Origin of the sequence: Kluyvera huaxiensis, from assembly GCF_040149365.1 — a bacterium.
Lineage (GTDB): Bacteria > Pseudomonadota > Gammaproteobacteria > Enterobacterales > Enterobacteriaceae > Kluyvera > Kluyvera intermedia_A.
Map to the genome: position 1 here is coordinate 16,848 of NZ_JBEFLV010000027.1, position 15,376 is coordinate 32,223.

21 protein-coding genes are annotated in these 15,376 nt (G+C 53.8%); 20 read left to right on the plus strand and 1 reads right to left on the minus strand.

The window, feature by feature from the left end:
- Positions 1-2: 2 nt before the first annotated feature.
- The 5 genes from ABOC97_RS21180 to ABOC97_RS21200 all read left to right on the plus strand — a co-directional run bounded on the left by ABOC97_RS21180 (position 3) and on the right by ABOC97_RS21200 (position 2,608).
- Positions 3-602, plus strand: coding sequence for a hypothetical protein (locus ABOC97_RS21180; RefSeq protein WP_349601534.1), 600 nt, complete (start codon positions 3-5; stop codon positions 600-602).
- Between the two features lie 95 nt (positions 603-697).
- A complete protein-coding gene (locus tag ABOC97_RS21185) occupies positions 698-1,123 on the plus strand; it encodes a hypothetical protein (RefSeq protein WP_349601535.1) in 426 nt (141 codons plus the stop codon).
- An 83-nt stretch (positions 1,124-1,206) separates the two neighbouring features.
- Entirely contained in the window at positions 1,207-1,509 is a 303-nt protein-coding gene (locus ABOC97_RS21190; RefSeq protein WP_349601537.1) for a hypothetical protein, read from the plus strand.
- Complete coding sequence (locus tag ABOC97_RS21195; protein WP_349601595.1) at positions 1,509-2,045, plus strand: lysozyme; 537 nt, start codon at positions 1,509-1,511, stop codon at positions 2,043-2,045. The genes ABOC97_RS21190 and ABOC97_RS21195 overlap by 1 nt, the downstream gene beginning before the upstream one ends.
- Positions 2,042-2,608 (plus strand): hypothetical protein, encoded by a 567-nt coding sequence (locus tag ABOC97_RS21200; protein ID WP_349601539.1) that lies wholly within the window; start codon positions 2,042-2,044, stop codon positions 2,606-2,608. Before ABOC97_RS21195 ends, ABOC97_RS21200 begins: the two co-directional genes overlap by 4 nt.
- Before the next feature lie 9 nt (positions 2,609-2,617).
- Here ABOC97_RS21200 and ABOC97_RS21205 read toward each other — a convergent pair whose 3' ends face one another.
- Entirely contained in the window at positions 2,618-2,791 is a 174-nt protein-coding gene (locus tag ABOC97_RS21205; RefSeq protein ID WP_218017079.1) for a YnfU family zinc-binding protein, read from the minus strand.
- Positions 2,792-2,903: 112 nt separating this feature from the next.
- On the opposite strand from ABOC97_RS21205, the gene ABOC97_RS21210 reads away from it, so the two are divergent.
- The 15 genes from ABOC97_RS21210 (at position 2,904) to ABOC97_RS21280 (ending at position 15,334) form a co-directional block, all read left to right on the plus strand.
- The gene (locus ABOC97_RS21210) at positions 2,904-3,065 is read left to right on the plus strand and encodes a hypothetical protein (RefSeq protein WP_349601603.1); all 162 of its coding nucleotides are present in this window, start codon (positions 2,904-2,906) and stop codon (positions 3,063-3,065) included.
- A 387-nt stretch (positions 3,066-3,452) separates the two neighbouring features.
- Positions 3,453-3,650 carry a hypothetical protein gene (locus ABOC97_RS21215; RefSeq protein WP_349601541.1) on the plus strand — a complete coding sequence of 66 codons (198 nt, stop codon included), beginning with the start codon at positions 3,453-3,455 and terminating at the stop codon, positions 3,648-3,650.
- A 103-nt stretch (positions 3,651-3,753) separates the two neighbouring features.
- Positions 3,754-4,098, plus strand: a complete 345-nt coding sequence (locus tag ABOC97_RS21220) for a DUF6694 family lipoprotein (protein ID WP_349601543.1) — start codon at positions 3,754-3,756, stop codon at positions 4,096-4,098.
- Positions 4,099-4,320: 222 nt separating this feature from the next.
- Positions 4,321-4,824, plus strand: coding sequence for a DUF1441 family protein (locus ABOC97_RS21225; protein WP_349601545.1), 504 nt, complete (start codon positions 4,321-4,323; stop codon positions 4,822-4,824).
- Between the two features lie 3 nt (positions 4,825-4,827).
- Positions 4,828-6,945: a phage terminase large subunit family protein gene (locus ABOC97_RS21230; RefSeq protein WP_349601546.1), complete on the plus strand. Its 2,118-nt coding sequence runs from the start codon at positions 4,828-4,830 to the stop codon at positions 6,943-6,945.
- Complete coding sequence (locus ABOC97_RS21235) at positions 6,942-7,157, plus strand: hypothetical protein (RefSeq protein ID WP_349601548.1); 216 nt, start codon at positions 6,942-6,944, stop codon at positions 7,155-7,157. The genes ABOC97_RS21230 and ABOC97_RS21235 overlap by 4 nt, the downstream gene beginning before the upstream one ends.
- A gap of 8 nt (positions 7,158-7,165) precedes the next feature.
- Positions 7,166-8,686 carry a phage portal protein gene (locus ABOC97_RS21240; RefSeq protein ID WP_349601550.1) on the plus strand — a complete coding sequence of 507 codons (1,521 nt, stop codon included), beginning with the start codon at positions 7,166-7,168 and terminating at the stop codon, positions 8,684-8,686.
- Complete coding sequence (locus tag ABOC97_RS21245) at positions 8,634-10,730, plus strand: ClpP-like prohead protease/major capsid protein fusion protein (RefSeq protein ID WP_459253833.1); 2,097 nt, start codon at positions 8,634-8,636, stop codon at positions 10,728-10,730. Before ABOC97_RS21240 ends, ABOC97_RS21245 begins: the two co-directional genes overlap by 53 nt.
- Positions 10,731-10,800: 70 nt before the next feature.
- Positions 10,801-11,136 (plus strand): DUF2190 family protein, encoded by a 336-nt coding sequence (locus ABOC97_RS21250; protein ID WP_349601552.1) that lies wholly within the window; start codon positions 10,801-10,803, stop codon positions 11,134-11,136.
- Entirely contained in the window at positions 11,136-11,492 is a 357-nt protein-coding gene (locus tag ABOC97_RS21255) for a head-tail joining protein (RefSeq protein ID WP_349601554.1), read from the plus strand. The genes ABOC97_RS21250 and ABOC97_RS21255 overlap by 1 nt, the downstream gene beginning before the upstream one ends.
- A gap of 1 nt (position 11,493) precedes the next feature.
- Positions 11,494-12,150, plus strand: a complete 657-nt coding sequence (locus ABOC97_RS21260) for a hypothetical protein (protein WP_349601556.1) — start codon at positions 11,494-11,496, stop codon at positions 12,148-12,150.
- A gap of 8 nt (positions 12,151-12,158) precedes the next feature.
- Positions 12,159-12,713 carry a hypothetical protein gene (locus tag ABOC97_RS21265; protein ID WP_349601558.1) on the plus strand — a complete coding sequence of 185 codons (555 nt, stop codon included), beginning with the start codon at positions 12,159-12,161 and terminating at the stop codon, positions 12,711-12,713.
- Positions 12,706-13,323: a phage baseplate assembly protein V gene (locus ABOC97_RS21270; protein ID WP_349601560.1), complete on the plus strand. Its 618-nt coding sequence runs from the start codon at positions 12,706-12,708 to the stop codon at positions 13,321-13,323. Before ABOC97_RS21265 ends, ABOC97_RS21270 begins: the two co-directional genes overlap by 8 nt.
- A 38-nt stretch (positions 13,324-13,361) precedes the next feature.
- A complete protein-coding gene (locus ABOC97_RS21275; RefSeq protein WP_349601561.1) occupies positions 13,362-14,831 on the plus strand; it encodes a phage tail sheath C-terminal domain-containing protein in 1,470 nt (489 codons plus the stop codon).
- Complete coding sequence (locus ABOC97_RS21280; protein WP_349601563.1) at positions 14,828-15,334, plus strand: phage major tail tube protein; 507 nt, start codon at positions 14,828-14,830, stop codon at positions 15,332-15,334. Before ABOC97_RS21275 ends, ABOC97_RS21280 begins: the two co-directional genes overlap by 4 nt.
- Positions 15,335-15,376 lie beyond the last annotated feature (42 nt).

Genomic DNA, 15,376 nt, shown 5'->3' on the forward strand with positions numbered 1-15,376 from the left:
TCATGACACCACGTCAACGCCGTCTGCACCAACAAGGGCTCGCCACTGTCGCCGCTGCGCCCCGAAAAAGCTGGTTAGGCCGTTTTACTCCGCTCACCAATATTCAGGGGGGATGGATTAAATCACTTTTATCAACCTGGGGAGAGGGCGTTAGAGGAGGAGCTGCTCCACGTATGCCGCGTGAGCATTCCTGCTGGAACGTAATCAGAAGAGGGCGATGGTCAGATAAAGCTCTGGAACGATTTACCGTTGCGCTTGAGCAGGCTAGAAGCGAGGGATTCAAAGGGGAGCAGGCCTTAAAGAGAGCGCATTGTATCATCTGGCCGCAAACCCCAAGCAGCGTCATTGATGAGGCGATAACCAATGACGACGTGGATTTTATTGAAGAGTCTGTACTGTCGGCTTTTGATATCAACGATCCCGTCTACATTGTCGGCCTGCAGTATTACACCACACGAAGAAAAATTGCTGATATCAGTAGAGAGCTACAGGTGATTGCCCCATGGCTGACTGATGGAGAGGCGCGGAAGCGAGTTCGCTGGTGCCTTGAGATTTTCCGGGCAAAGGTATTCCTCTCATCCCGTAAGCTGATGGAAGAGTGATTGTTTTTAGCTATTTGTGCTCTTTCTTTATTTTGTTATTGAAAGCTGGCCAGAAAATTAGATAATCCATTCATGCTTGGCAGAGCTGCGCCACGATGGCAGCGACGTTAAGCGACAATTTGAATATAGCGAAAGCCCCGCCAGTCGGGGCTTTTGTTTTGCGGCGATACGACAGGGGTATTCGCGGGATGCATTGCATCAGTACCCCTGTCACATCACCGCGTTTCGTTAAAGGGACGAAAATGATTGAGTACATAAAATCATTGCCCGGCAATATTCACGATCATTTCGCCGCAATGACTACGTTTATTTTTATTCTTTCCATCTGCAAAATTGCCCTCCCCTTTGTGGGATACTTAATCAATCGTGTTTTTGAATACAAAAGTTATAAGCGATTCAGCGAGGTCGATGGCATGAGCGATGAAAGAGCTAGAGAGATTGCTAGGGAAATCTGGAGACCAAAAACAAAGCTTCCTAAATGGTTTCTGAAAATAAAAAATAAGCTACTCAAAAAGCAATAATCCCCCTTTCTAAGAGCCGCATATCAGATGCGGCTTTTTTATTTCCCCAAACACAGCACCCGCGAATAGCGAGGTGAGAGACCATGAAAATGAATGACTCTGGGAACATCATCACGCAGTTCTTTGCGTGGGTAGGCACCATAGCTGCTGCATTGGGGTTTACCACTCAAGATATGATTTACATGTTCTTTGGTGCCGTAGGGTTGCTCATCTCTCTGGCATCCTTTGTCTACGGGCGCTTTGATGCCCATCGCAAGCGAAAAGAAGACGAGAAACGCACCCAAATGGTTAATGACTATTTGAACGGTGTGAGCGATCTGCCACATCAAGAACGACCTGCAGCCGCCAGTGTTGTTGTCGACGTTCTGCAAAAGGCTGGTGAATGATGGGTAACAAGGCAAAGTTTAGCGCAGTCATGTTGGCACTTCTCGCCGCAGGGGCGACGGCACCGGAATTGTTTGACCAGTTTATCAGTGAGAAAGAAGGTAATGCGCTGGTGGCCGTTGTCGATCCCGGTGGCATCTGGTCGCTATGTCACGGCGTTACCTTAATTGACGGTAAGCCTGTTGTGAAAGGTATGACCGCTACCGAGGCACAATGTAAGAAGATTAACGCCATTGAGCGTGACAAGGCGCTGGCGTGGGTTGACCGCAATATCAAGGTACCACTGACTGAACCGCAGAAGGTCGGCATTGCGTCGTTCTGCCCTTACAACATCGGGCCTGGCAAATGCTACCCGTCAACGTTCTATAAGCGCATGAACGCTGGCGATACGAAGGGCGCCTGTGAAGCTATCCGCTGGTGGATTAAAGACGGTGGCCGCGATTGCCGCCTGACCAAAGGCCAGAAGAATGGCTGCTATGGTCAGGTAGAACGACGGGACCAGGAAAGCGCGCTGACGTGCTGGGGGATAGACCAGTGAACAAAGGCCTTGTTGTTGCTGGGGTGGTAGCAGTCATTATCATCTCGGTGCTCTACGTACTGCTTACGTGCAGCAATGCCGCGTTGAACACATCCGAAAGTGACAACCGGGTACTGCGCAGCGACAACGCATTACAGGCGACGGTAATAACCACTCAGGCTTTCAACTTCAACCGGTTTAATCAGGTCGCAGAGAATACAAGCCAGTTGAACTCGCTGATAGATGCCGGTGCCGAGAAAATAGTAATCGAATACCGGGAGATTCTACAACGTGAAAAAACCTGTGATCTGCCTGTTCCTGCTGATGTCGCTGGTGGGTTGCTCAACTACGCGAACCGTTTACGTGCCAGCGCAATGCACGCCGATTCCGGGAACGTTGACGCAACCGGTGATAGCGCCACTACCGCCAGCACGCTGACATATTGTCAGGCTGTTCTATGGATTGCCCCTCTGTTATCGGCGATAGATAAGGCGAATAATCAGCTAAAAGGAATTCGGGAAATTGATAAAATCAGAGCTTCTCAGCTAAAGCCCGAGAATATACAGGCCTCAGTTTATAATTAAATCAATCGGTTACTTTATTGGTTTGCTCTCGGAGGGAAGATAAATGTTGCCGCAGTAGGGGCAGATTAGCGTTATGTTGTTTTTTATTCTCGACAGACTGTGTGTTGACTGGCGGGAGCAGTGAGGACAGGTACTTTTCATAGGTCGTAAAGTACGCATCTTAATATCTTTAAGTATCGACATGATGATTGTCCTAATGATTGGTTAATAACCATACATGATGTGATGGGAAATAGCTTCTTTTATAACCAGTCATATATCATGATTAAGTGTCTACGTGATGGCGAAGTTGATCGTGAGCAGCGCAGCCACTGGACCCGCAAAGGTTGAAGTTATCGATACCGGCTGCAACTGGGGGACGCCAATCTACCTTACCGACAACGACATAACTGTCATGGACAAACAGACCAAGCGTGATGTGCTGGCGCATAACAAATCGTGGCAGGCTAACTGCTAGAAGTAGCCATTCCAAAGCTCACCTGCCGGTGGGCTTGATAATGGATGCGTTACAGCGAATTTTTTCCATTTAAATAATGCTGTTGCAGTATCTTAAAGAAACTCCGCGATAGCATGAACATAGAGGCAATAATAATCATGCTTATTGCCGCTTGTGTCAGGCGTGACCCTTCGCAAATTTGATCGCCAAGTTGCTTACCTAACGTGATAGCTGCGTAAAAGGTTGCGAAGAAGTACCAGCCCCTGAACAGAGAAAATTTGAAAGGCATAAAAAATCACTCTTTGTGTGGTTTGACTTACTATCCGCCTGGTTCGAAAAATAATCAACATTCATCACAAAGGCTACCTGCTGGTGGCTTTTTTAATGGCTATAACCATAGGAACGAATATGACTGTGATCCTTACAGCTAAGCAGATTGAAGATCTGGCTGCCTTCGCGAAACAAGACGGACAACCTCAATACACCATCACTACCGGGACAATCCCGGAGTTTGAATCTGATGATGGCGAGATTATCCTCGAATACAAAGGGCTGCTCGCTTACTCAGATTCGCTTGATCACGGCGTATTGCAACTTGACGACTAACGGCATTACAGCAGGCATTCGCTGAGGGCCTGCGATAATGCTGTGTTGATACATTGTGATTATTGGTTAGACTCACCCTACCATTATGGATGAGGTCAACACTATGAGAATCAAATATGTAATCGCGTTAGCGCTATCGTTACTAGTTGCTGGCTGCGATAATGCGCCTAAATTTGATGGCTCCAGCCCTGAAGCGCTTCGTTATTCAGGTGAAAAAGTTATCGATTCACTCTCTGATGAAAAGAAAACTGAGCTTAAGGCTGCTATTAGCGATGCTTTAAGTTACTACGCCACACAGGCGATGCTCAGTAACGATACCGCTTATTCTCCAGAAAAGATGCGATTGACTGTGCTGAATGGGAAAACTGCAGATGAAGTTATTTCGGATGCCAAATCTTATCAGGAAAAGAAAGAAAAACTAATCAAAGAGTACAGACAAAAGAATTGACTACTAGGCCGCATTGGGCGGCCTTTTTATCATCCGACCATCGATAATGATTCTCATTTTCGAGGGTCCTCCTGGCGATTCTGAACACCGAGGGGGCGCGGACACGCGGAAAACGGCTGGTTTTTTGCATTTTATCGGCATCATCATCATTCCCTTAACTTACTGATCTTTCAGTCGTGATACTATTCGCGATGTCGAAATGATTAAAAATTGTTCACCATCATGGATAATGAACTGAAAAACCTCCGGCTGAATATCAACCAGCTTGCGGCGATCACCGATCTCCATCGTCAGACGGTCGCCAGCAGGCTAACCAACGTTGAACCAGCCCCCGGCAGTAATGCTCGTCTCAAACTGTATTCTGTGCTGGATATCCTCAAAGAGTTGCTCAGTAGAACGACCGCTTCGGAGCTGGTGGACGTAGATAATATGCTTCCTCCCGATCGCAAAGCCTGGTTTCAGTCTGAACGTGAGCGCCTTAAATTTCAGCAGGAAACAAGTGAGTTAATCCCCGCGGCGGAAGTCAGCCGCGAATTTTCCTCTATGGCTAAAGCCGTCGTTCAGGTGCTGGAAACGTTGCCTGATATCCTCGAGCGAGATTGCGCTATGACGCCATCTGCGGTGGTTAGAGTGCAAAAAGTTATTGATGATCTGCGGGACCAGATAGCCCTGAAGGTTGAGCAGGCTGACTCGCAGGAACAGGAGGAATTGACAGAAGAGGAGTAACGCATGCGACAGGCGACGGCGGCAGAAACCAGAAAGAATACCGCCGCCATTATCAGGGCGCCGCGTCGTATGCCTGTATCCGAAGCGGTACATAAATACATGCGTGTACCGGTTGGTGTGGGTAACTCCGTGGAATGGGACCCTAATCTGGCTCCCTATGTTGTTGAGCCGATGAACTGCCTGGCGTCCCGTGAATACGACGCGGTTGTGTTTGTTGGTCCGGCGCGTACGGGTAAGACGATTGGCCTGATCGATGGCTGGGTGGTTTACAACATCGTTTGTGATCCTTCGGATATGCTCATTGTGCAGATGACGGAAGAGAAAGCACGTGAGCACTCGAAAAAACGTCTGGCAAGAACTTTCCGCGCCAGTCCAGAGGTAGCACAAAGACTGAGCCCGTTCAGGAACGATAACAACGTCCACGACCGAACATTTCTGGCCGGGAACTACCTGAAAATTGGCTGGCCATCCATCAATATCATGTCGTCGTCCGACTTCAAATGCGTCGCGCTGACGGATTACGATCGCTTCCCTGAGAATATCGATGGCGAGGGCGACGGATTCTCACTGGCTTCAAAACGTACCACCACCTTTATGTCCGCCGGTATGACGCTGGTGGAGAGTTCACCCGGGCGCGATATCCGCGACAGCAAATGGCGCCGGAAGTCACCACATGAAGCCCCGCCGACGACAGGGATCCTTTCTCTGTATAACCGCGGCGACCGTCGGCGCTGGTACTGGCCGTGCCCGGATTGTGGTGAGTTTTTTCAACCGGAAATGAATGCAATGACCGGATACCGTGAGATTCCGGATCCAGTCAAAGCCAGCGAAGCAGCACATATTTTATGCCCGCATTGTGGCAATGCCATCACCGCCGACATGAAACGTGAGCTTAATGGTCGCGGTGTCTGGCTGCGTGAAGGGGAGCACATTGATCGTGATGGTGTAGTCTCCGGTGAAGCGCGCCGGTCCCGTATCGCGTCGTTCTGGATGGAAGGCCCGGCGGCGGCCTATCAGACCTGGGCGCAGCTGGTCTATAAACTGCTGACCGCTGAGCAGGAATATGAGGCCACCGGCAGTGAAGAAACCCTGAAGGCAGTCATTAATACCGACTGGGGGCTGCCTTATCTTCCCCGCGCAGCGACAGAACAACGTCGCTCAGATGTCCTGATGCAGCGGGCGGAGGATTACGGAAAACGTCTGGTGCCGCCGAAGGTGCGTTTTCTGCTGGCGGCGGTGGATGTCCAGGGCGGTAAAAATCGTCGCTTTGTGGTTCAGATCATTGGCTACGGGGAAAACGGCGAGCGCTGGTTGATTGACCGCTACAACATTCGACAGTCTCTGCGTTGTGATGAGCATGGCGAAACGGCTCCGGTTCATCCCGGAGCCTATCCCGAGGACTGGCAACTGCTGGTCAGCGATGTGCTGGAGAAAAGCTACCGCCTGCAGTCAGATCCAGAACGGCGAATGCCGGTGCTGGCGATGGCGGTCGATAGCGGTGGCGAAGAGGGGGTAACCGATAATGCTTATAAATTCTGGCGGCAGTGTCGCCGGGACGGCCTCGGCAAACGCGTCTACCTGATTAAAGGTGACAGCGCAAAGCGACAGAAAACCATCACCAAAACATTCCCTGATAACAGTGGCCGCGCGGATCGCCGTGCAGAAGTGCGCGGGGAAGTGCCGGTGTACCTCCTGCAGACCGATACCCTGAAAGATCAGCTCAGCAATAACCTGGCCCGTGAAACACCCGGGGCGGGATTTATCCATTTCCCAGACTGGCTGGGGGAATGGTTTTACGACGAGCTGACCTATGAGGAAAGAGGGACAGACGGCAAATGGCGTAAGCCCGGTAAAGGCAATAACGAGGCCTTTGACCTTTTCTGTTATGCGCAGGCAATTGCTGTTTTACGGGGGTACGAAAAGATCAGGGACTGGGAAAACCCGCCAGCGTGGGCGCAACCTCAGAACATGAATACAAATAATTTTGGAGGGGAAAGGCCCCGGGAGATAACCACCATGAATACCGTACACGCCAGCAAGAAAGCGCCTGAGCCGCCAGTACAAAACGGCGGTCTTTCCGGCGGTTGGCTTGGATCTTCAGGCAGTGGAGGATGGCTATGACAAAGGACGATGTATTCCAGACTCTGCAGGCTGTTCGTCAGGCTTACCGGGATTCTCTGGACGGTAAAAGCGTGTCATTTACCGGGGTCAATGGTCGGGCAATTACTAACCATGATCCTAAAGCGCTCCGTGATGAACTTGAATACTGGGAAAGACGCTGGCGCTTATTCACCCGCCGTGGTGGCACGCACAAACTCGCAAACTTTCTTTAAGGCATAGCATGGGAATATTTGAAAAGACACTGGGCGTCATTTCGCCCGGGTGGGCGGCGGCGCGCGCGCAGAACCGGCTCAGGCTAAGCGCCTATGAGGCGGCGCACCCGTCCCGCCTGCAGAAAGGCAAACGGGAATCCCGCTCCGCTGACTCCGCCGTTTTTGCCGCCGGTACTTCGCTACGCGAGCAGGCCCGCTGGCTGGATGAAAACCATGATCTGGTCATTGGTCTTTTCGACAAAATGGAGGATCGGGTGATTGGCGCACACGGGATCCACGTTGAACCGCAGCCGCTGGACATGAATGGCAATCTGCATTCAGATTTTGCCGGGCAATTGTCCGCGCTGTGGGCGGAGTGGTCGGTGCGCCCGGAAGTGACCGGGATGTTTACGCGTCCTGAGGCCGAACGGCTTTTGCTTCGCTCGGCGCTGCGTGACGGGGAAGTGTTTACGCAGATGGTCCGGGGAAATGTGGCTGGCCTGCAGCATTCTACGTCGGTGCCGTTTTCGCTTGAGCTGCTGGAGGCTGATTTTGTTCCATTTAATCTGAACAGCACCGCCGGTCAGCAGATCCGCCAGGGGATTATCGTTAATGCCTGGGGAAGACCGACGGGCTACCGGGTTTATAAAAACCATCCCGCCAGCTTTGCCGGATTGAGCGCTGATTTAAAAACCATTTCAGCTGACAGCATGTTGCATCTTGCGATGCGTAAACGGCTGCACCAGCTGCGTGGTATCAGTCTGATCCACGGTGTGATAACCCGCCTTTCTGACATTAAAGACTACGAAGAGAGTGAGCGCGTGGCGGCCCGCATTGCGGCTGCGCTGGGTTTCTATATCAAACGTGGGGACGCAGCGTCCCTTGATGGCGACTCGGATTATTCAACACCGGGTGGCCAGCGTTATTACGACATTGCACCGGGAATGATTTACGACGAACTGAAGCCCGGCGAGGACCTGGGCATGGTGGAGTCTAATCGCCCGAACGTTCACATGTACGAGTTCAGGAACGGGCAGATGCGTGCGGTGGCGGCAGGAACTCGCGGCAGCTATTCCAGCATTGCACGTGATTACAACGGCACCTACAGCTCGCAGCGGCAGGAGCTGGTGGAGAGTTTCGAAGGTTACAACGTCCTTCAGCAGTGGTTTGTGGGGCAGCAAAGCCGCCCTGTATACCGGAACTGGCTGGCGATGGCGCTGCTCAGCGGCATAACTATCCCGCCAGACGTAGATAAAAACTCGCTCTATAACGCCCTTTATCTGGGACCGGTTATGCCGTGGATTGACCCGGTGAAAGAGGCCGCCGCCTGGAAAGCGATTGTGCGTGGTGGGGCCGGGACTGAGGCAGAGTGGACGCGAGCCCGCGGCAAAAACCCGCAGGAGGTGAAACGCCAGCGGCTGCGTGAAACAGAATTTAACCGAGAAAACGGGCTGGTGTTCGACTCTGACGCCGCCAACGACAAAGGAGCAACGCCAGATGCAACGGCAAAAGATACTGACGATAAAAAACCGTCGGACGCTGATGATTAACCCTCAGGCCAGTCTGGCTGGGGTCGATGCTGCCAACGGTCAGTGCTGGTATGAAATCCGCGCGCAGGCTGCCGGACGGGTGGAGATTTTTCTCTATGACGTGATCGGCGGATGGGGCATTACCGCTCAGCAGTTTGTCACCGACTGCAAGGAGGCGGGTGTCTTTGAGGCGAGTGCGGTGGATCTTCATATCCATAGCCCGGGTGGTGATGTGATGCAGGGCTTTGCCATCTTCAATACCCTTTCCCGGCTCAAAGCGAAGGTGGATATCTGGGTGGACGGTGTGGCGGCGAGCATGGCCTCCATGATCGTTTGTCTGCCCGGCGCCACGGTGCATATGCCGGAGAACGCCTGGATCATGGTGCATAAACCGTGGGGCGGTATTGCCGGCGACTCTGACGAGATGCGCGACTATGCCGATTGGCTGGACCGTAATGAGGCGCTGATGCTCAGTGCTTATATGAACAAAACCGGGCTCGGGCAGGAGGAGCTGGAGGCGATGCTAAAAGCAGAAACCTGGTTTAACGGCGCGGAGGCGGTGGAAAAAGGGTTTGCCGACAGGCTTGAACCTGAACTGCAGGCGGCAGCCTGTGTGAATGAAAATAAACTGAAGGACTATCAGAATATGCCAGAACAAATTAAACATCTTATGACGCCGCGCGCCGAAGCCCCGATTAACCAGTCGCCAGCGCCACAAACTCCAGCACCACAGGCTCAGGCACCGCAACCCGCCCAGCAGCAGATGGGCAACATTGATATTACTGCCCTGGCGGCGCAACTTCAGCAGCAGATGCAGGCTGCTAATACCGAACGCACCACTGCAGTTTCCGCGGTGTTTGAGGCATTCCCGGCTTTCGCCACGCTGAAAGCGGAGTGCATCGGTGATATTTCCTGCTCCGCAGAGCAGGCCCGCAGTAAGCTGCTGAATGCGTTGGCGGCTGGGACGACGCCGAGTGCTGGACCGGGTGCGGTACATATTCATGCTGGTAACGGCAATCTCGTCGGGGACTCCATCCGTGCGGCCGTTATGACCCGCGCAGGCTATGCCCAGGCAGAGAAGAGTAACGCCTATAACGGTTATACCTTACGCGAACTGGCGCGCGCCTCGCTGGTGGACCGTGGCATCGGTATCTCCGGTGCTGGAACGGCGCAGGCGATGGTCGGTCTGGCGTTTACCCACAGCAGCAGTGATTTCGGCAATATCCTGATGGACGTGGCGCACAAGGCGGCGTTGTTGGGCTGGGATGAGGCCACAGAATCATTCGAACAGTGGACCCGTAAAGGTACGCTGACCGATTTCAAAACCGCGCACCGCGTCGGCCTGGAATCGCTGGCATCGCTGCGTAAGGTCCGCGCGGGGGCGGAATATAAATACGTCACTATCAAGGATCGCGGCGAGCCAATCGCGCTGGCGACCTACGGCGAACTCTTCAGCATTGACCGCCAGACCATCATCAACGATGACCTGGACATGCTGACTCGTATCCCACAGGCGATGGGGCTTGCAGCACGAGCAACCGTCGGCGATCTGGTGTGGGCAGTGCTGACCAGCAACCCGAAAATGTCGGACGGAAAACCATTGTTCCATGTCGATCACGGCAACCTTGTCTCCGCCGACCTGAGCATTGAAGGACTGGATACGGCGCGTAAGGCAATGCTATTACAAAAATCCGGAGACCGCCGTCTGAACATTCGTCCTGCGTTTATGCTGACGCCGGTAGCGATTGAATCCCGCGCGAATCAGTTGATCAAATCGGCAAGCGTACCGGGCGCGGATACGAACAGCGGTATCGTTAACCCGATCCAGAACTTTGTGACGGTGGCCTCTGAGGCTCGTCTGGATGATAGCAGCGCGACCGATTATTACCTGTCGGCAGCACAGGGTCGCGACACCATCGAGGTGGCCTATCTGGACGGTATCGATACGCCTTATCTGGAGCAGCAGCAGGGCTTCACCGTTGATGGCGCGGCCTTTAAGGTGCGCATTGATGCCGGTGTGGCACCGCTTGACTGGCGTGGGCTGGTTAAAGTCACCAAAAAATAATGACCGCCGCCTGGCGGTTTTTTTTATTACTGAGCGGCATGTGCTGCTCCTTGTATTTCTGGAGAGAAAAATGGCGAAAAATTATCAGCAGGACGGCAACACGCTGGATTTTCAGAATATCGGTGCGACCGATATTCATTCGGGGGATGCTGTGCTTTCAGGCGCGCTGGTGGGCGTAGCTCACGATGACATCCCGGTAGGGTTGTGGGGTGTGCTGCATACGACCGGAGTGTTTACCTTGCCAAAAGCGGCTGAGGCTGTGATTGTCGGCCAGAAGTTATATCTGGTTGACGGTAAGCTGAGCATCGAAGTCGGCACGGCTGAAGCACCTAATTCCCTTGCAGGTACAGCCTGGGCGGATGCTGCTGCCGATGTGGATCAGGTTCCCGTTCGACTGGGTTACTGATGAATCGCTTTCGTGAGCGCCTGATGAAAGCGGATGCCCGGATAAACCGGGCATTTGCCGAAGAGGTTCCAGCCATGTTGTCTATCGGTGATGAACAGCGCGCGGTGACGGTGATTTTTGAATCACCTGATGCGCCTGTCAGTGTGCCGGGGGGCAGTGAAATTCAGGACCACTCCCCGGCATTCAGCGCCATGACGACGGATATCACTGGGTTATCCAGGCACGATAGCGTGGTGATGAACCAGGTGGCGTACCGTGTTACGCACGTCGGTACCGATGAAGAAGGGCGGACACGCGTCACGCTGGCGTATGGTGAGCCGGGTAAACCTCAACCGGCAATCGATAAATGGAGCTGATATGGCCCGTGAATCGCGCCTCCGACGGGATTTACCCGTTGATATTGATGTGAATGCCATCTGGGGTATTGCAGAACAGATTGGTGCTACCCAGAAACAGTTCCGGGCTGCTTATACGCGAGCGCTCAGCCGAACGGCAGCCACGCTTCGAAAAAAGGCGATGGCTGACCTGAAGGATGGACTGGCACCACGGAGCATGAACCTTGTGCGCCGCCGTCTGCTGTCGTTCAGGTTAGACAGAGGTTCGCAGCTTGATAATTTCCGCCTTTGGTTTGGTCTGAACGCCATCAAGGTGAAGGATCTGAAAGGGCGTATTTCCGGACGGATCCGCCCTCGTCACTCGCGGCGGGATAAATCGACGGGGCGTTATATCAAAGCCACCAGGCAGACGCAGGAGGCGGGTTTTGCACCTAAAGGCAATCTGCTTTCCTCACAGACGTTCACCAACGGGGAGGTCGCCAGGTCGCGTCGTGATAAGCAGCGAACAGTCGTGATCCGCGATCCGCAAACGCGGCGAACCCGTGAGGCGGAAGTGGATATTTACGAGCCAATGCTGAACTACGTTGAGGACAACGCGTTTGCGGAGGCGATAGATATTTTTATGCATCACTTTGAAAGCGATATTCGCGGAAGAGTGAAGGCAAAAATTTCGGTATGAGGTGAAAAATGGCTGAGCCACTTCTGCTGGGGCAGTATCACGATGCGGTGATCTCGGCGCTGAAAAGAATTAACTGGGTACAGGACGCCGATGCTTATCCGGAAAAAAATGTGCCGCGTTTTTCCGGTCTGGTAACGCCCGCGGTGTATTTCACCATTAACAGCTGGGAGCAAGGTGGGGGCAACGAAGGCCAGCTTAATATCGGGCTGACCTGTGATCTGTTTGTGGTGGTGGATGCCGCCGGGGCTGGTGCCTCGGTCCCGGAGATCTTTGTGCGTACGGCGGCGGCAGACATTACCCAGTGGATTGATGGCCAGCAGTTTGACCTGGGTCATATTGAACCCGCGGTGTTTACCTCAGCGGAGCGTGATGAGTTCGATCCCCGTATGGACGATTACCTGGTCTGGCGTATTTCGTTCACCCAGGCGGCGGCGTTTGGCGTGGATCCGTTTGTCAGTCACGGCGTACCGCTCAGGCAGGCGTGGTTGGGTAAGGCGCCTGATGTTGGCCGGGCACATGTGGATGATTACCGACGGATCTGGGAGACAAAACCCGATGAGTGATATTGAGGGTGACCTGCAACGTCGGCTGGCGAATCTGGTGCGCCGTGGCGTTATTCACTCGGTACGGCATGACAAAGTGCCGAAATGCCGGGTTGACCTGGGTGATATCGTCACCGCCTGGCTCCCTTTGTGCCAGGGATTCTCGGGCGCCAACCGCTCTGACTCTAACCCTTATGCCGTTGGTGATGCGGTCACGGTGCTGTCAGAGGCGGGGGAATTAAACAACGGACGTGTGTTTCCTGGCTGGAATACCGGCGGGAGTCCGACTCCTGAAGGAAGTGAAAGCGAACATATCACCCGGTACAGCGATGGCACGGAAATCCGGTATGACCGGGAAGCTCATGCGTTGACGATCACCCTGGCTGCGGCGGGGACATACACCATTGTCGGCAAAGGGACGCTGGACGGCCCGGTGGAAATCACGGAAACCCTGAGCGTTAAGGGAAAAACGACGTTGGAAGCGGGGGCGCAGGTGACCGGTAGCGTCGAGGCGACGGAAGACATTTCCGATGGCACCGGCAGCATGAGCGGGATACGTGAAAAGTATAATCTTCATGATCACGACGGAGACAGTGGTGGGAAAACCGGGAAGCCAAATCAAACAATGTGACCTGCTACGGCAGGTTTTTTTACGCCTGGAGATAAAACATGGCTCAGTTACATGGTGTTGAAACAATTGAACTGACGTCGGGGACGGTGGCTGTCACGACGATCCAGACCGCAATTATCGGTTTGGTGGGGACGGCGCCGGATGCGTCGGTGGGCACAGCGGCCAGTGGCACGTCGGGAACCCCGATTCTGGATAACGTGGTGAATTTTGAGGCCACGCTGGTGGGTAGGGCTGGGAATGTGGTGCGGGTTGTGGCGCTGGCGGCGACCCTGGATGCTGAGAATCCCGCCGCTATTCCCACCGCTGTCGCCTGGGATGCAGCAGCGCTGACGCTGACTGTCACATTAGGTTGCGACGACAAAGGTGTGCTGACGGCGACCGCGGGTGATGTAGTAAATGCGGTCGGTGATGTAGCAGACAGTAAGGTCAGGGCCACCGGAGAGGGGATCGGCCTGGTTGTGCCGTTCAACCTGCAACTGGCGGGTGGTGAGGATGAGCCTTTTCCACTGAATACGCCGGTGGCGATTGTCGGAACCACAATGCTGTCACGGCTTGGCGACAAAGGCACGCTGAAACAGGCATTGACGGAAATTAACGATCAGCGAAATGCGCTGGTCGTGGTCGTTCGTGTTACTGAGGACGAAGATCCGGCGAAACAGCGCGCCGCGGTAACTGCGGGTATCAGTGCTTTATCTTCCAGCCGGTCAGTGACGACATACCAACCCCGGATCCTGATTGCTACGGGTTTCAGCGAGGACGATGCAGCAGGTAAAGCGCTGGAAACGATGGCAGGAAAACTTCGCGCGGTGGCATACGTAGATTGTGCTGCTGGCGCCACCCTGCAGGAGGTGGTGCAGCGTCGCCAGTCCTACGGGGCAAGGACTGAGCTGCTGCGTCCGCGTGTACAAATCAGTGATACAGACGGTCAGCTGGTTTATCGCCCTTACTCTGCTTCAGCGGCGGGTCTGCGCGCGCGTATCGACTACGAGAAGGGCTGGTGGTGGAGCAAATCGAACCAGGAAATTAAAAACATTCTCGGTGTAGAGCAAATCGATGAATTTATCCTCGGGGAGGAAAACTGCGACGCCAACCTGCTCAACATGCAGAACGTCTCTACCATCATTCGCCGCGCAGGCTTTAAGCACTGGGGCAACAGACTCTGCGCGACCGACCCGCAGTGGCGCTTTGAGTCGGTCCGCCGCTCGGCTGACGTCATCGAGGACAGCATTCAGGAGACCATGCTGGCGTATGTCGATCGTCCTCTGGATCGTGAAAATGCAGACGACATTATTGGCACCATTAACGCCTATATGCGTCAACTGGTGGGGCTTGGCGCAATCTTCGGCGGTCAGGCCTGGCTGGATGTCGAACTGAACACGGCGGAAACTCTGGCAGCTGGAGTGCTGTATATCAATTATGACTTTGGTCCAAAGTCACCGACTGAGCTAATCAGTCTGCGTGTCCGGGTGAATAACAACTATGCGCTTGAGGAGATGACGACAGAATGAGCGATAAAAACACACTACGCGTCTGGACCTTCTTCCGGGAGGGGATCCGAATTCAGGGGGCACATGAGTTTACGCCACCGGCGCTGGCCATTGTCAAAACAGACCTGCGCACCGGTGCCCAGGATGCGCCAACACCCGTTGATGATGGAATGGAGGCGCTGACCTGCCAGCTTAAATTTTACGGGCTGGATGCGGATATGCTGACCGCCTTCGGATTCGTCAGTGGGAGCCGCCCGCGCTTTACCGCCTATCAGGGGTATCTTGCAAACGGCACGGCACGGGGCACCATCGAGGAAATCGAAGGCTTCGTGCATACCGTCACGCCGGATGCGCGCGGTAAGGACAATATGTCAGAGAATGCCATCACGGTAGATATTGCAGTGAGCTATTACCGGCAGACTCTGGACGGCCGTGAACTGATTGCGGTCGACACCGAGCGTTTTGCACGCCGGGTGAATGGTATTGACGTTCTTGCAGGACTGGCGGCGAAGGTCCGCCTGTAAATCCCTTTCATTCTCTCTACGGCCTGCGGGCCGTTTTTTGTT

What these genes read in the sequence shown, in the direction of transcription:
- ABOC97_RS21180 (WP_349601534.1), top strand. Translation starts at nt 3, where the DNA reads ATGACACCACGTCAACGCCGTCTGCACCAACAAGGGCTCGCCACTGTC.
- ABOC97_RS21185 (WP_349601535.1), top strand. Translation starts at nt 698, where the DNA reads ATGGCAGCGACGTTAAGCGACAATTTGAATATAGCGAAAGCCCCGCCA.
- ABOC97_RS21190 (WP_349601537.1), top strand. Translation starts at nt 1,207, where the DNA reads ATGAAAATGAATGACTCTGGGAACATCATCACGCAGTTCTTTGCGTGG.
- ABOC97_RS21195 (WP_349601595.1), top strand. Translation starts at nt 1,509, where the DNA reads ATGGGTAACAAGGCAAAGTTTAGCGCAGTCATGTTGGCACTTCTCGCC.
- ABOC97_RS21205 (WP_218017079.1), bottom strand. Translation starts at nt 2,791, where the DNA reads ATGTCGATACTTAAAGATATTAAGATGCGTACTTTACGACCTATGAAA.
- ABOC97_RS21215 (WP_349601541.1), top strand. Translation starts at nt 3,453, where the DNA reads ATGACTGTGATCCTTACAGCTAAGCAGATTGAAGATCTGGCTGCCTTC.
- ABOC97_RS21220 (WP_349601543.1), top strand. Translation starts at nt 3,754, where the DNA reads ATGAGAATCAAATATGTAATCGCGTTAGCGCTATCGTTACTAGTTGCT.
- ABOC97_RS21225 (WP_349601545.1), top strand. Translation starts at nt 4,321, where the DNA reads ATGGATAATGAACTGAAAAACCTCCGGCTGAATATCAACCAGCTTGCG.
- ABOC97_RS21230 (WP_349601546.1), top strand. Translation starts at nt 4,828, where the DNA reads ATGCGACAGGCGACGGCGGCAGAAACCAGAAAGAATACCGCCGCCATT.
- ABOC97_RS21235 (WP_349601548.1), top strand. Translation starts at nt 6,942, where the DNA reads ATGACAAAGGACGATGTATTCCAGACTCTGCAGGCTGTTCGTCAGGCT.
- ABOC97_RS21240 (WP_349601550.1), top strand. Translation starts at nt 7,166, where the DNA reads ATGGGAATATTTGAAAAGACACTGGGCGTCATTTCGCCCGGGTGGGCG.
- ABOC97_RS21245 (WP_459253833.1), top strand. Translation starts at nt 8,634, where the DNA reads ATGCAACGGCAAAAGATACTGACGATAAAAAACCGTCGGACGCTGATG.
- ABOC97_RS21250 (WP_349601552.1), top strand. Translation starts at nt 10,801, where the DNA reads ATGGCGAAAAATTATCAGCAGGACGGCAACACGCTGGATTTTCAGAAT.
- ABOC97_RS21255 (WP_349601554.1), top strand. Translation starts at nt 11,136, where the DNA reads ATGAATCGCTTTCGTGAGCGCCTGATGAAAGCGGATGCCCGGATAAAC.
- ABOC97_RS21260 (WP_349601556.1), top strand. Translation starts at nt 11,494, where the DNA reads ATGGCCCGTGAATCGCGCCTCCGACGGGATTTACCCGTTGATATTGAT.
- ABOC97_RS21265 (WP_349601558.1), top strand. Translation starts at nt 12,159, where the DNA reads ATGGCTGAGCCACTTCTGCTGGGGCAGTATCACGATGCGGTGATCTCG.
- ABOC97_RS21270 (WP_349601560.1), top strand. Translation starts at nt 12,706, where the DNA reads ATGAGTGATATTGAGGGTGACCTGCAACGTCGGCTGGCGAATCTGGTG.
- ABOC97_RS21275 (WP_349601561.1), top strand. Translation starts at nt 13,362, where the DNA reads ATGGCTCAGTTACATGGTGTTGAAACAATTGAACTGACGTCGGGGACG.
- ABOC97_RS21280 (WP_349601563.1), top strand. Translation starts at nt 14,828, where the DNA reads ATGAGCGATAAAAACACACTACGCGTCTGGACCTTCTTCCGGGAGGGG.